This is a genomic window from Escherichia sp. E4742 (assembly GCF_005843885.1).
Classification (GTDB): Bacteria; Pseudomonadota; Gammaproteobacteria; order Enterobacterales; family Enterobacteriaceae; genus Escherichia.
Genome location: NZ_CP040443.1, coordinates 2,049,919 through 2,064,741 on the forward strand (window position 1 = coordinate 2,049,919; position 14,823 = coordinate 2,064,741).

The following is a 14,823-nucleotide window of genomic DNA, read 5'->3' on the forward strand; positions in this document are numbered from 1 at the left end:
GCGTTCACAGCGTACAATACGCCACTCTTAATAAAGGTGGCGGTTTATGGCAGATATCACTCTTATCAGCGGCAGCACCCTGGGCGGTGCCGAATATGTAGCAGAACACCTGGCTGAAAAGCTGGAAGAGGCGGGTTTTACCACCGAAACGCTGCACGGCCCGCTGTTAGAAGATTTATCTGCCTCTGGGATCTGGCTGGTTATCAGCTCAACCCACGGTGCCGGAGACATTCCGGACAACCTTTCTCCTTTATATGAAGCTTTACAGGAACAAAAACCCGATCTTTCTGCGGTACGCTTTGGCGCAATCGGTATTGGTAGTCGTGAATACGACACTTTTTGTGGTGCGATCGATAAACTCGAGGCAGAACTCAAAAATTCCGGGGCAAAACAGACAGGCGAAACACTGAAGATCAACATCCTTGATCACGACATTCCGGAAGATCCGGCAGAAGAATGGCTGGGATCTTGGATTAATTTACTCAAATAAGTATACAGATCGTGCGATCTACTGTGGATAACTCTGTCAGGAAGCTTGGATCAACCGGTAGTTATCCAAAGAACAACTGTTGCTCAGTTTTTGAGTTGTGTATAACCCCTCATTCTGATCCCAGCTTATACTGTCCAGGATCACCGATCATTCACAGTTAATGATCCTTTCCAGGTTGTTGATCTTAAAAGCCGGATCCTTGTTATCCACAGGGCAGTGCGATCCTAATAAGAGATCACAATAGAACAGATCTCTAAATAAATAGATCTTCTTTTTAATACCCAGGATCCCGGGGCTTTCTCAAGCTGACAAAGTTGAGTAGAATCCACGGCCCGGGCTTCAATCCATTTTCATACCGCGTTATGCGAGGCAATCACCATGTTTTATCCGGATCCTTTTGACGTCATCATCATTGGCGGGGGTCATGCAGGCACCGAGGCTGCGATGGCCGCGGCGCGTATGGGTCAACAGACTCTGCTTTTGACACACAATATCGACACTCTGGGGCAGATGAGCTGCAACCCGGCGATCGGCGGTATTGGGAAGGGACATCTGGTAAAAGAAGTGGATGCACTCGGCGGTCTGATGGCGAAAGCGATCGATCAGGCAGGTATCCAGTTTAGGATACTAAACGCCAGCAAAGGGCCGGCGGTTCGCGCTACCCGAGCTCAGGCGGATCGTGTGCTCTATCGTCAGGCGGTACGCACGGCGCTGGAGAACCAACCGAATCTGATGATCTTCCAGCAGGCAGTTGAGGATCTTATTGTCGAAAACGATCGCGTGGTCGGTGCTGTCACCCAAATGGGACTGAAATTCCGTGCCAAAGCCGTCGTGCTCACCGTTGGGACGTTCCTCGACGGTAAAATTCATATCGGTCTGGATAATTACAGCGGTGGCCGTGCTGGTGATCCGCCATCCATTCCGCTTTCTCGCCGTTTGCGTGAACTGCCGCTGCGCGTTGGTCGTCTGAAAACCGGGACGCCGCCGCGTATCGATGCGCGCACTATCGACTTCAGCGTGCTGGCGCAACAGCATGGCGATAACCCAATGCCGGTATTCTCGTTCATGGGCAATGCGGCCCAGCATCCCCAGCAGGTTCCGTGTTATATCACCCATACCAACGAGAAAACCCATGATGTGATCCGCAGTAACCTCGATCGTAGCCCAATGTACGCAGGGGTGATCGAAGGTGTCGGCCCACGCTACTGCCCGTCGATCGAAGACAAAGTCATGCGCTTCGCCGACAGAAATCAGCATCAGATCTTCCTTGAACCGGAAGGGCTGACCTCTAACGAAATTTATCCGAACGGTATCTCCACCAGCCTGCCATTCGATGTGCAGATGCAAATCGTCCGCTCCATGCAGGGTATGGAAAACGCGAAGATCGTGCGTCCGGGTTATGCCATTGAGTATGACTTCTTCGATCCACGCGACCTGAAACCGACGCTGGAGAGTAAGTTTATCCAGGGGCTGTTCTTTGCTGGTCAGATTAACGGCACTACCGGTTACGAAGAAGCCGCTGCGCAAGGTTTGCTGGCCGGTCTTAACGCTGCCCGTCTGTCTGCTGACAAAGAAGGTTGGGCTCCGGCGCGTTCTCAGGCGTATCTCGGCGTACTGGTTGATGACCTGTGCACTTTAGGAACCAAAGAACCGTACCGTATGTTTACCTCCCGCGCAGAATATCGTCTGATGCTGCGCGAAGATAACGCGGATCTGCGTTTGACTGAAATCGGTCGTGAACTGGGTCTGGTAGATGACGAACGCTGGGCGCGCTTTAACGAGAAGCTTGAGAACATCGAGCGTGAGCGTCAGCGTCTGAAATCGACCTGGGTAACCCCGTCAGCGGAAGCTGCAGCCGAAGTGAATGCTCACCTGACTGCGCCGCTTTCCCGTGAAGCCAGCGGTGAAGATCTGCTGCGTCGTCCGGAAATGACTTATGAAAAATTAACCACGCTGACGCCGTTTTCCCCTGCGTTGACAGACGAACAGGCGGCGGAACAGGTTGAGATTCAGGTTAAATACGAAGGTTATATTGCGCGCCAGCAAGATGAGATCGAAAAGCAACAGCGTAACGAGAACACGCTGCTGCCTGCGACGCTGGATTACCGCCAGGTATCTGGTCTGTCTAACGAAGTGATCGCCAAACTTAACGATCACAAACCGGCCTCTATCGGTCAGGCTTCGCGTATTTCTGGCGTCACGCCTGCGGCCATCTCCATTCTGCTGGTGTGGCTGAAAAAACAGGGTATGCTGCGTCGTAGCGCATAACGCATTAAAAATGCCAGGTAAGCACCCGCTTACCTGGCAACGCATCAAGAACAGGTAATCACCGTGCTCAACAAACTCTCTTCACTGCTGAAAGACGCAGGAATTTCGCTTACCGATCACCAGAAAAATCAGCTTATTGCCTACGTAAATATGCTGCATAAATGGAATAAGGCGTACAACCTGACCTCGGTCCGCGATCCTAACGAGATGCTGGTACGCCATATTCTCGACAGCATTGTCGTTGCTCCATATCTGCAAGGTGAGCGTTTTATCGATGTGGGAACCGGACCTGGGTTGCCTGGCATACCGCTTTCCATCGTGCGTCCTGAAGCCCATTTCACGCTGCTGGATAGCCTTGGTAAACGCGTGCGTTTCCTCCGTCAGGTGCAACATGAACTGAAACTGGAAAACATTGAACCGGTACAGAGCAGGGTAGAAGAGTTTCCGTCAGAGCCGCCGTTTGATGGCGTAATTAGCCGCGCTTTTGCGTCTTTGAACGATATGGTGAGCTGGTGCCATCATCTTCCTGGTGAGCAAGGCCGTTTTTATGCGTTGAAAGGTCAAATGCCGGAAGATGAAATCGCTTTGTTGCCCGAAGAATATCAGGTCGAATCAGTGGTTAAACTTCAGGTTCCAGCCCTGGATGGCGAACGTCATCTGGTGGTGATTAAAGCAAATAAAATTTAATTTTTATCAAAAAAATAATAAAAAATTGACCGGTTAGACTGTTAACAACAACCAGGTTTTCTACTGATATAACTGGTTACATTTAACGCCACGTTCACTATTTTGCATCAACAAAGTAACGTGGCTTTTTTTGGTAAGCAGATAATAAGTCATTAGTGAAAATATCAGGCTGCTAAAAATCGGCGCTAAGAACCATAATTTCCTGTTAAAGTTTTATTAAGAATGTCAATGGGTGGTTTTTGTTGTGTAAATGCTATTTGTGAAAAGAGTATCTGTTTTTAGACTTAAATATCAGAAGCTTGCAAAGGCATCATTTGCCAAGTAAATAAATATGCTACGGGTGAACATGCTCGATATGTGATCTGAAGCACGCTTTACCACTAGTGTTTACGCGTTATTTACAGTTTTTCATGATCCACCACGGTTAGCAGAAAAGTCGCAATTGTATGCACTGGAAAAATATTTAAACATTTATTCACCTTTTGGCTACTTATTGTTTGAAATCACGGGGGCGCACCGTATAATTTGACCGCTTTTTGATGCTTGACTCTAAGCCTTAAAGAAAGTTTTATACGACACGCGGCATACCTCGAAGGGAGCAGGAGTGAAAAACGTGATGTCTGTGTCGCTCTTGAGTCGAAACGTTGCTCGGAAGCTTCTGCTCGTTCAGTTACTGGTGGTGATAGCAAGTGGATTGCTGTTCAGCCTCAAAGACCCCTTCTGGGGCGTCTCTGCGTTAAGTGGAGGTCTGGCAGTCTTTCTGCCTAACGTTTTTTTTATGATATTTGCCTGGCGTCACCAGGCGCATACACCAGCGAAAGGCCGGGTGGCCTGGACGTTCGCATTTGGCGAAGCTTTCAAGGTTCTGGCGATGTTGGTGTTACTGGTGGTGGCGTTGGCTGTTTTAAAGGCGGTATTCTTGCCGCTGATCGTTACGTGGGTTTTGGTGCTGGTGGTTCAGATACTGGCACCGGCTGTAATTAACAACAAAGGGTAAAAGGCATCATGGCTTCAGAAAATATGACGCCGCAGGATTACATAGGACACCACCTGAATAACCTTCAGCTGGACCTGCGTACATTCTCGCTGGTGGATCCGCATAACCCCCCAGCCACCTTCTGGACAATTAATATTGACTCCATGTTCTTCTCGGTGGTGCTGGGTCTGTTGTTCCTGGTTTTATTCCGTAGCGTAGCCAAAAAGGCAACCAGCGGCGTGCCAGGTAAGTTTCAGACCGCGATTGAGCTGGTGATCGGCTTTGTTAATGGTAGCGTGAAAGACATGTACCATGGCAAAAGCAAGCTGATTGCTCCGCTGGCCCTGACGATCTTCGTCTGGGTGTTCCTGATGAACCTGATGGATTTACTGCCTATCGACCTGCTGCCGTACATTGCTGAACATGTACTGGGTCTGCCTGCACTGCGTGTGGTTCCGTCTGCGGACGTGAACGTAACGCTGTCTATGGCACTGGGCGTATTTATCCTGATTCTGTTCTACAGCATCAAAATGAAAGGCATCGGCGGCTTCACGAAAGAGTTGACGCTGCAGCCGTTCAATCACTGGGCGTTCATCCCTGTCAACTTAATCCTTGAAGGGGTAAGCCTGCTGTCCAAACCAGTTTCACTCGGTTTGCGACTGTTCGGTAACATGTACGCTGGTGAGCTGATTTTCATTCTGATTGCTGGTCTGTTGCCGTGGTGGTCACAGTGGATCCTGAATGTGCCGTGGGCCATTTTCCACATCCTGATCATTACGCTGCAAGCCTTCATCTTCATGGTTCTGACGATCGTCTATCTGTCGATGGCGTCTGAAGAACATTAATTTACCAACACTACTACGTTTTAACTGAAACAAACTGGAGACTGTCATGGAAAACCTGAATATGGATCTGCTGTACATGGCTGCCGCTGTGATGATGGGTCTGGCGGCAATCGGTGCTGCGATCGGTATCGGCATCCTCGGGGGTAAATTCCTGGAAGGCGCAGCGCGTCAACCTGATCTGATTCCTCTGCTGCGTACTCAGTTCTTTATCGTTATGGGTCTGGTGGATGCTATCCCGATGATCGCTGTAGGTCTGGGTCTGTACGTGATGTTCGCTGTCGCGTAGTAAGCGTTGCTTTTATTTAAAGAGCAATATCAGAACGTTAACTAAATAGAGGCATTGTGCTGTGAATCTTAACGCAACAATCCTCGGCCAGGCCATCGCGTTTGTCCTGTTCGTTCTGTTCTGCATGAAGTACGTATGGCCGCCATTAATGGCAGCCATCGAAAAACGTCAAAAAGAAATTGCTGACGGCCTTGCTTCTGCAGAACGAGCACATAAGGACCTTGACCTTGCAAAGGCCAGCGCGACCGACCAGCTGAAAAAAGCGAAAGCGGAAGCCCAGGTAATCATCGAGCAGGCGAACAAACGCCGCTCGCAGATTCTGGACGAAGCGAAAGCTGAGGCAGAACAGGAACGTACTAAAATCGTGGCCCAGGCGCAGGCGGAAATTGAAGCCGAGCGTAAACGTGCCCGTGAAGAGCTGCGTAAGCAAGTTGCTATCCTGGCTGTTGCTGGCGCCGAGAAGATCATCGAACGTTCCGTGGATGAAGCTGCTAACAGCGACATCGTGGATAAACTTGTCGCTGAACTGTAAGGAGGGAGGGGCTGATGTCTGAATTTATTACGGTAGCTCGCCCCTACGCCAAAGCAGCTTTTGACTTTGCCGTCGAACACCAAAGTGTAGAACGCTGGCAGGACATGCTGGCGTTTGCCGCCGAGGTAACCAAAAACGAACAGATGGCAGAGCTTCTCTCTGGTGCACTGGCGCCAGAAACGCTCGCCGAGTCGTTTATCGCAGTTTGTGGTGAGCAACTGGACGAAAACGGTCAGAACCTGATTCGGGTTATGGCTGAAAATGGTCGTCTTAACGCGCTCCCGGATGTTCTGGAGCAGTTTATTCACCTGCGTGCCGTGAGTGAGGCTACCGCTGAGGTAGACGTCATTTCCGCTGCTGCATTGAGTGAACAACAGCTCGCGAAAATTTCTGCTGCGATGGAAAAACGTCTGTCACGCAAAGTTAAGCTGAATTGCAAAATCGATAAGTCTGTAATGGCAGGCGTTATCATCCGAGCGGGTGATATGGTCATTGATGGCAGCGTACGCGGTCGTCTTGAGCGCCTTGCAGACGTCTTGCAGTCTTAAGGGGACTGGAGCATGCAACTGAATTCCACCGAAATCAGCGAACTGATCAAGCAGCGCATTGCTCAGTTCAATGTTGTGAGTGAAGCTCACAACGAAGGTACTATTGTTTCTGTAAGTGACGGTGTTATCCGCATTCACGGCCTGGCCGATTGTATGCAGGGTGAAATGATCTCCCTGCCGGGTAACCGTTACGCTATCGCACTGAACCTCGAGCGCGACTCTGTAGGTGCGGTTGTTATGGGTCCGTACGCTGACCTTGCCGAAGGCATGAAAGTTAAGTGTACTGGCCGTATCCTGGAAGTTCCGGTTGGCCGTGGCCTGCTGGGCCGTGTGGTTAACACTCTGGGTGCACCAATCGACGGTAAAGGTCCGCTGGATCATGACGGCTTCTCTGCTGTAGAAGCAATCGCTCCGGGCGTTATCGAACGTCAGTCCGTAGATCAGCCGGTACAGACCGGTTATAAAGCCGTTGACTCCATGATCCCAATCGGTCGTGGTCAGCGTGAATTGATCATCGGTGACCGTCAGACTGGTAAAACCGCACTGGCTATTGATGCCATCATCAACCAGCGCGATTCCGGTATCAAATGTATCTATGTCGCTATCGGCCAGAAAGCGTCCACCATTTCTAACGTGGTACGTAAACTGGAAGAGCACGGCGCACTGGCTAACACCATCGTTGTGGTAGCAACCGCGTCTGAATCCGCTGCACTGCAATACCTGGCACCGTACGCTGGTTGCGCAATGGGCGAATACTTCCGTGACCGCGGTGAAGATGCGCTGATCATTTACGATGACCTGTCTAAACAGGCTGTTGCTTACCGTCAGATCTCCCTGCTGCTCCGTCGTCCGCCAGGACGTGAAGCATTCCCGGGCGACGTATTCTACCTCCACTCTCGTCTGCTGGAGCGTGCTGCGCGTGTTAACGCCGAATACGTTGAAGCCTTCACCAAAGGTGAAGTGAAAGGGAAAACCGGTTCTCTGACCGCACTGCCGATTATCGAAACTCAGGCGGGTGACGTTTCTGCGTTCGTTCCGACCAACGTAATCTCCATTACCGATGGTCAGATCTTCCTGGAAACCAACCTGTTCAACGCCGGTATTCGTCCTGCGGTTAACCCGGGTATCTCCGTATCCCGTGTTGGTGGTGCAGCACAGACCAAGATCATGAAAAAACTGTCCGGTGGTATCCGTACCGCTCTGGCACAGTATCGTGAACTGGCAGCGTTCTCTCAGTTTGCATCCGACCTTGACGATGCAACTCGTAAGCAGCTTGACCACGGTCAGAAAGTGACCGAACTGCTGAAACAGAAACAGTATGCGCCGATGTCTGTTGCGCAACAGTCTCTGGTTCTGTTCGCAGCAGAACGTGGTTACCTGGCGGATGTTGAACTGTCGAAAATCGGCAGCTTCGAAGCCGCGCTGCTGGCTTACGTCGACCGTGATCACGCTCCGTTGATGCAAGAGATCAACCAGACCGGTGGCTACAACGACGAAATCGAAGGCAAGCTGAAAGGCATCCTCGATTCCTTCAAAGCAACCCAATCCTGGTAACGTCTGGCGGCTTGCCTTAGGGCAGGCCGCAAGGCATTGAGGAGAAGCTCATGGCCGGCGCAAAAGAGATACGTAGTAAGATCGCAAGCGTCCAGAACACGCAAAAGATCACTAAAGCGATGGAGATGGTCGCCGCTTCCAAAATGCGTAAATCGCAGGATCGCATGGCGGCCAGCCGTCCTTATGCAGAAACCATGCGCAAAGTGATTGGTCACCTTGCACACGGTAATCTGGAATATAAGCACCCATACCTGGAAGAGCGCGACGTTAAACGCGTGGGCTACCTGGTGGTGTCGACCGACCGTGGTTTGTGCGGTGGTTTGAACATTAACCTGTTCAAAAAACTGCTGGCGGAAATGAAGACCTGGACCGACAAAGGCGTTCAATGCGACCTCGCAATGATCGGCTCGAAAGGTGTGTCGTTCTTCAGCTCCGTGGGCGGCAATGTTGTTGCCCAGGTTACAGGCATGGGGGATAACCCTTCCCTGTCCGAACTGATCGGTCCGGTAAAAGTGATGTTGCAGGCCTACGACGAAGGCCGTCTGGACAAGCTTTACATTGTCAGCAACAAATTTATTAACACCATGTCTCAGGTTCCGACCATCAGCCAGCTGCTGCCGTTACCGGCATCAGATGATGATGATCTGAAACATAAATCCTGGGATTACCTGTACGAACCCGATCCGAAGGCGTTGCTGGATACCCTGCTGCGTCGTTATGTCGAATCTCAGGTTTATCAGGGCGTGGTTGAAAACCTGGCCAGCGAGCAGGCCGCCCGTATGGTGGCGATGAAAGCCGCGACCGACAATGGCGGCAGCCTGATTAAAGAGCTGCAGTTGGTATACAACAAAGCTCGTCAGGCCAGCATTACTCAGGAACTCACCGAGATCGTCTCGGGGGCCGCCGCGGTTTAAACAGGTTATTTCGTAGAGGATTTAAGATGGCTACTGGAAAGATTGTCCAGGTAATCGGCGCCGTAGTTGACGTCGAATTCCCTCAGGATGCCGTACCGCGCGTGTACGATGCTCTTGAGGTGCAAAATGGTAATGAGCGTCTGGTGCTGGAAGTTCAGCAGCAGCTCGGCGGCGGTATCGTGCGTACCATCGCAATGGGTTCTTCCGACGGTCTGCGTCGCGGTCTGGATGTAAAAGACCTTGAACACCCGATCGAAGTCCCGGTAGGTAAAGCGACTCTGGGCCGTATCATGAACGTACTGGGCGAACCGGTCGACATGAAAGGCGAGATCGGTGAAGAAGAGCGTTGGGCGATTCACCGCGCAGCACCTTCCTACGAAGAGCTGTCAAACTCTCAGGAACTGCTGGAAACCGGTATCAAAGTTATCGACCTGATGTGTCCGTTCGCTAAGGGCGGTAAAGTTGGTCTGTTCGGTGGTGCGGGTGTAGGTAAAACCGTAAACATGATGGAGCTCATTCGTAACATCGCGATCGAGCACTCCGGTTACTCTGTGTTTGCGGGCGTAGGTGAACGTACTCGTGAGGGTAACGACTTCTACCACGAAATGACCGACTCCAACGTTATCGACAAAGTATCCCTGGTGTATGGCCAGATGAACGAGCCGCCGGGAAACCGTCTGCGCGTTGCTCTGACCGGTCTGACCATGGCTGAGAAATTCCGTGACGAAGGTCGTGACGTTCTGCTGTTCGTTGACAACATCTATCGTTACACCCTGGCCGGTACGGAAGTATCCGCACTGCTGGGCCGTATGCCTTCAGCGGTAGGTTATCAGCCGACTCTGGCGGAAGAGATGGGCGTTCTGCAGGAACGTATCACCTCCACCAAAACCGGTTCTATCACCTCCGTACAGGCAGTATACGTACCTGCGGATGACTTGACTGACCCGTCTCCGGCAACCACCTTTGCGCACCTTGACGCAACCGTGGTACTGAGCCGTCAGATCGCGTCTCTGGGTATTTACCCGGCCGTTGACCCGCTGGACTCCACCAGCCGTCAGCTGGACCCGCTGGTGGTTGGCCAGGAACACTACGACACTGCGCGTGGCGTTCAGTCCATCCTGCAACGTTATCAGGAACTGAAAGACATTATCGCCATCCTGGGTATGGATGAACTGTCTGAAGAAGACAAACTGGTGGTAGCGCGTGCTCGTAAGATCCAGCGCTTCCTGTCCCAGCCGTTCTTCGTGGCAGAAGTATTCACCGGTTCTCCGGGTAAATACGTCTCCCTGAAAGACACCATCCGTGGCTTTAAAGGCATCATGGAAGGCGAATACGATCACCTGCCGGAGCAGGCGTTCTACATGGTCGGTTCCATCGAAGAAGCAGTGGAAAAAGCCAAAAAACTTTAACGCCTTAATCGGAGGGTGATATGGCAATGACTTACCACCTGGACGTCGTCAGCGCAGAGCAACAAATGTTCTCTGGTCTGGTCGAGAAAATCCAGGTAACGGGTAGCGAAGGTGAACTGGGAATTTACCCGGGCCACGCACCGCTGCTCACCGCCATTAAGCCTGGTATGATTCGCATCGTGAAACAGCACGGTCACGAAGAGTTTATCTATCTGTCTGGCGGCATTCTTGAAGTGCAGCCTGGCAACGTGACCGTTCTGGCCGACACCGCAATTCGCGGACAGGATCTCGACGAAGCGCGAGCCATGGAAGCGAAACGTAAGGCTGAAGAGCACATTAGCAGCTCTCACGGCGACGTAGATTACGCTCAGGCGTCTGCGGAACTGGCCAAAGCGATCGCGCAGCTGCGCGTTATCGAGTTGACCAAAAAAGCGATGTAACACCGGCTTGAAAAGCATAAAAGCCAGTCTGGAAACAGGCTGGCTTTTTTTTCGCGCGCCGCAGCGAGATTGGTTCTGCTATATCCTGCGCATTTTTATATCCCGCAATTAAACTCATTTTTATAATTATGCGAAATCCTTCGCTGGTTTTCCTGTTTATTCATTGATCGAAATAAGAGCAAAAACATCATGCAGACACTTAAATGAAGGTGCTACCTTACTTTTATGCAGACAAAAGGCGCGCCAATGGTCGAAAATGGTGTTTTCGCCAGCGGGGATAACCCGTTATTGAGCAATTTATCCCCTGTCCATTTCACGATGAAAAAAATGTAGTTTTTTCAATGTGAAGCGGTTTAAATTCGTTCTCAAATTACAGTCAGGACGCGTATGTTGAATAATGCTATGAGCGTAGTGATCCTTGCAGCAGGCAAAGGCACTCGCATGTATTCCGATCTTCCGAAAGTGCTGCATACCCTTGCCGGGAAAGCGATGGTTCAGCATGTCATTGATGCTGCGAATGAATTAGGCGCAGCGCACGTTCACCTGGTTTACGGCCACGGCGGCGATCTGCTTAAACAGGCGTTGAAAGACGACAACCTGAACTGGGTGCTTCAGGCAGAACAGCTGGGTACGGGTCATGCAATGCAGCAGGCTGCACCTTTCTTTGCCGATGATGAAGACATTTTAATGCTCTATGGCGACGTGCCGCTGATCTCTGTTGAAACACTCCAGCGCCTGCGTGATGCTAAACCGCAGGGCGGCATTGGCCTGCTGACAGTGAAACTGGATGATCCGACCGGTTATGGACGTATCACCCGTGAAAACGGCAAAGTTACCGGCATTGTTGAGCACAAAGATGCCACCGACGAGCAGCGTCAGATTCAGGAAATCAACACCGGCATTCTGATCGCCAACGGCGCAGATATGAAACGCTGGCTGGCGAAGCTGACCAACAATAACGCTCAGGGCGAATACTACATCACCGACATTATTGCGCTGGCGTATCAGGAAGGACGTGAAATCGTTGCCGTTCACCCGCAACGTTTAAGCGAAGTTGAAGGCGTGAATAACCGCCTGCAACTCTCTCGTCTGGAGCGCGTTTACCAGTCCGAACAGGCTGAAAAACTGTTGTTAGCAGGCGTTATGTTGCGCGATCCGGCCCGTTTTGATCTGCGCGGTACACTTACTCACGGGCGCGATGTTGAAATTGATACTAACGTTATCATCGAGGGTAACGTTACTCTCGGTAATCGCGTGAAAATCGGCACCGGTTGCGTGATTAAAAACAGCGTGATTGGTGATGATTGTGAAATTAGCCCGTATACCGTAGTGGAAGATGCTAATCTGGCAGCGGCCTGTACCATCGGCCCGTTTGCCCGTCTGCGTCCCGGTGCTGAGTTGCTGGAAGGCGCACACGTCGGTAACTTCGTTGAGATGAAAAAAGCTCGTCTGGGTAAAGGCTCGAAAGCCGGTCATCTGACTTACCTGGGCGATGCGGAGATCGGCGATAACGTTAACATCGGTGCGGGAACCATTACCTGCAACTATGATGGAGCGAATAAATTCAAAACCATTATCGGCGATGATGTATTTGTCGGTTCCGACACCCAGCTGGTGGCTCCTGTAACGGTGGGTAAAGGAGCGACGATTGCTGCCGGTACAACTGTGACGCGTAATGTTGGCGAAAACGCATTAGCTATCAGCCGCGTGCCGCAGTCGCAAAAAGAAGGCTGGCGTCGTCCGGCAAAGAAAAAGTAATTCTGGCTGGGTAAATCCGGCCTCCAGGGATGAGGAGATAACATAATCTCCCTCCTACAAGCAGTAACTATAAAAATAACCCCACTCTCTACAAGGCTCGGGGCGCCCGAAAAAACGGGCATACAGGTTGACCGACAACGATATAAACCGGAATCAAAAACTATGTGTGGAATTGTTGGCGCGATCGCGCAACGTGATGTAGCAGAAATCCTTCTTGAAGGTTTACGTCGTCTGGAATACCGCGGTTATGACTCTGCTGGTCTGGCGGTTGTTGACGCAGAAGGTCATATGACCCGTCTGCGCCGTCTCGGTAAAGTCCAGATGCTGGCTCAGGCAGCGGAAGAACATCCTCTGCATGGCGGTACGGGTATTGCTCATACTCGCTGGGCGACGCACGGCGAACCTTCAGAAGTGAATGCGCATCCGCATGTTTCTGAACACATTGTGGTGGTGCATAACGGCATCATCGAAAACCATGAACCGCTGCGTGAAGAGTTAAAAGCGCGTGGCTATACCTTCGTTTCTGAAACCGACACCGAAGTTATTGCTCACCTGGTTAACTGGGAACTGAAACAGGGCGGCACTCTGCGTGAAGCTGTTCTGCGTGCTATTCCGCAGTTGCGTGGCGCTTATGGCACGGTAATTATGGATACCCGTCACCCGGATACCCTGCTGGCGGCACGTTCTGGTAGTCCGTTGGTGATTGGCCTCGGTATGGGCGAAAACTTTATCGCTTCTGACCAGTTGGCGCTGCTGCCGGTGACTCGTCGCTTTATCTTCCTCGAAGAGGGCGATATTGCCGAAGTGACTCGCCGTTCGGTAACCATCTTCGATAAATCAGGCGCGGAAGTAAAACGTCAGGATATCGAATCCAACCTGCAATATGACGCGGGCGATAAAGGTATTTACCGCCACTACATGCAGAAAGAGATCTACGAACAGCCAAACGCCATCAAAAACACTCTCGCCGGACGTATCAGCCACGGTCAGGTTGATCTAAGTGAACTGGGGCCGAATGCCGACGAACTGTTGTCGAAGGTTGAGCATATTCAGATCCTCGCCTGTGGTACTTCTTACAACTCCGGTATGGTTTCCCGTTACTGGTTTGAATCGCTGGCAGGTATTCCGTGCGACGTCGAAATCGCCTCTGAATTCCGCTATCGCAAATCTGCTGTACGCCGCAATAGCCTGATGATCACCTTGTCGCAGTCTGGCGAGACCGCGGATACCCTGGCTGGCCTGCGTCTGTCGAAAGAGCTGGGATATTTGGGCTCGCTGGCAATCTGTAACGTTCCGGGTTCTTCTCTGGTACGTGAATCCGATCTGGCGTTGATGACTAATGCGGGTACTGAAATTGGCGTGGCGTCTACCAAAGCATTCACCACTCAGTTAACCGTGCTGTTGATGCTGGTGGCGAAACTGTCTCGCCTGAAAGGTCTGGATGCCTCCATTGAACATGACATCGTGCATGGTCTGCAGGCGCTGCCGAGCCGTATTGAGCAGATGCTGTCTCAGGACAAACGTATTGAAGCACTGGCAGAAGATTTCTCTGACAAACATCACGCGCTGTTCCTGGGCCGTGGCGATCAGTATCCAATCGCGCTGGAAGGCGCATTGAAGCTGAAAGAGATCTCTTATATTCACGCTGAAGCCTACGCTGCGGGTGAACTGAAACATGGTCCGCTGGCGTTGATTGACGCAGATATGCCGGTTATCGTCGTCGCGCCGAATAACGAACTGTTGGAAAAACTGAAATCCAACATTGAAGAAGTTCGTGCGCGTGGCGGTCAGTTGTACGTCTTCGCCGATCAGGACGCTGGCTTTGTGAGCAGTGATAACATGCACATCATTGAGATGCCGCATGTGGAAGAGGTTATCGCACCGATCTTCTACACCGTTCCGCTGCAACTGCTGGCGTACCATGTCGCGCTGATCAAAGGTACTGACGTTGACCAGCCGCGTAACCTGGCGAAATCGGTTACGGTTGAGTAAATAATAATTCATTGAATCATTAATAAAGGGCTGCCGTATGGCAGCCCTTTTTACATTTAAATAATAAATGATATTTATATTCTCTATATGTTTAATTGACGGACAACACAATAAATCCACTTTT

Annotated in this window: 14 protein-coding genes; all 14 read left to right on the forward strand. The window is 51.2% G+C overall.

Annotated features, from left to right (window positions below):
- Positions 1-46: 46 nt before the first annotated feature.
- The 14 genes from mioC (at position 47) to glmS (ending at position 14,699) form a co-directional block, all read left to right on the forward strand.
- Positions 47-490: an FMN-binding protein MioC gene (gene mioC, locus FEM44_RS09965; protein ID WP_135523359.1), complete on the forward strand. Its 444-nt coding sequence runs from the start codon at positions 47-49 to the stop codon at positions 488-490.
- A 378-nt stretch (positions 491-868) separates the two neighbouring features.
- Positions 869-2,758: a tRNA uridine-5-carboxymethylaminomethyl(34) synthesis enzyme MnmG gene (gene mnmG / locus FEM44_RS09970; RefSeq protein ID WP_130206830.1), complete on the forward strand. Its 1,890-nt coding sequence runs from the start codon at positions 869-871 to the stop codon at positions 2,756-2,758.
- A 63-nt stretch (positions 2,759-2,821) separates the two neighbouring features.
- Positions 2,822-3,445 (forward strand): 16S rRNA (guanine(527)-N(7))-methyltransferase RsmG, encoded by a 624-nt coding sequence (gene rsmG / locus FEM44_RS09975; RefSeq protein WP_033804388.1) that lies wholly within the window; start codon positions 2,822-2,824, stop codon positions 3,443-3,445.
- Between the two features lie 616 nt (positions 3,446-4,061).
- Positions 4,062-4,442, forward strand: a complete 381-nt coding sequence (gene atpI / locus FEM44_RS09980) for a F0F1 ATP synthase subunit I (RefSeq protein ID WP_130206826.1) — start codon at positions 4,062-4,064, stop codon at positions 4,440-4,442.
- A gap of 8 nt (positions 4,443-4,450) precedes the next feature.
- Complete coding sequence (atpB, locus tag FEM44_RS09985; protein WP_000135618.1) at positions 4,451-5,266, forward strand: F0F1 ATP synthase subunit A; 816 nt, start codon at positions 4,451-4,453, stop codon at positions 5,264-5,266.
- 46 nt (positions 5,267-5,312) lie between these two features.
- On the forward strand, positions 5,313-5,552 hold the full coding sequence (gene atpE / locus FEM44_RS09990) for a F0F1 ATP synthase subunit C (RefSeq protein WP_000429386.1): 240 nt from the start codon (positions 5,313-5,315) through the stop codon (positions 5,550-5,552).
- Between the two features lie 61 nt (positions 5,553-5,613).
- Positions 5,614-6,084, forward strand: a complete 471-nt coding sequence (atpF, locus tag FEM44_RS09995; protein WP_001052219.1) for a F0F1 ATP synthase subunit B — start codon at positions 5,614-5,616, stop codon at positions 6,082-6,084.
- Between the two features lie 14 nt (positions 6,085-6,098).
- Positions 6,099-6,632, forward strand: a complete 534-nt coding sequence (gene atpH, locus FEM44_RS10000) for a F0F1 ATP synthase subunit delta (RefSeq protein ID WP_001288587.1) — start codon at positions 6,099-6,101, stop codon at positions 6,630-6,632.
- Positions 6,633-6,644: 12 nt separating this feature from the next.
- A complete protein-coding gene (gene atpA, locus FEM44_RS10005) occupies positions 6,645-8,186 on the forward strand; it encodes a F0F1 ATP synthase subunit alpha (RefSeq protein WP_001176745.1) in 1,542 nt (513 codons plus the stop codon).
- Between the two features lie 50 nt (positions 8,187-8,236).
- The gene (gene atpG, locus FEM44_RS10010) at positions 8,237-9,100 is read left to right on the forward strand and encodes a F0F1 ATP synthase subunit gamma (RefSeq protein WP_130215078.1); all 864 of its coding nucleotides are present in this window, start codon (positions 8,237-8,239) and stop codon (positions 9,098-9,100) included.
- A 26-nt stretch (positions 9,101-9,126) separates the two neighbouring features.
- Positions 9,127-10,509, forward strand: coding sequence for a F0F1 ATP synthase subunit beta (gene atpD / locus FEM44_RS10015; RefSeq protein ID WP_000190506.1), 1,383 nt, complete (start codon positions 9,127-9,129; stop codon positions 10,507-10,509).
- 20 nt (positions 10,510-10,529) lie between these two features.
- A complete protein-coding gene (locus FEM44_RS10020) occupies positions 10,530-10,949 on the forward strand; it encodes a F0F1 ATP synthase subunit epsilon (protein WP_001251965.1) in 420 nt (139 codons plus the stop codon).
- 387 nt (positions 10,950-11,336) lie between these two features.
- Entirely contained in the window at positions 11,337-12,707 is a 1,371-nt protein-coding gene (glmU, locus tag FEM44_RS10025) for a bifunctional UDP-N-acetylglucosamine diphosphorylase/glucosamine-1-phosphate N-acetyltransferase GlmU (RefSeq protein WP_130215080.1), read from the forward strand.
- A gap of 162 nt (positions 12,708-12,869) precedes the next feature.
- Positions 12,870-14,699 carry a glutamine--fructose-6-phosphate transaminase (isomerizing) gene (glmS, locus tag FEM44_RS10030; protein ID WP_135523358.1) on the forward strand — a complete coding sequence of 610 codons (1,830 nt, stop codon included), beginning with the start codon at positions 12,870-12,872 and terminating at the stop codon, positions 14,697-14,699.
- Positions 14,700-14,823 lie beyond the last annotated feature (124 nt).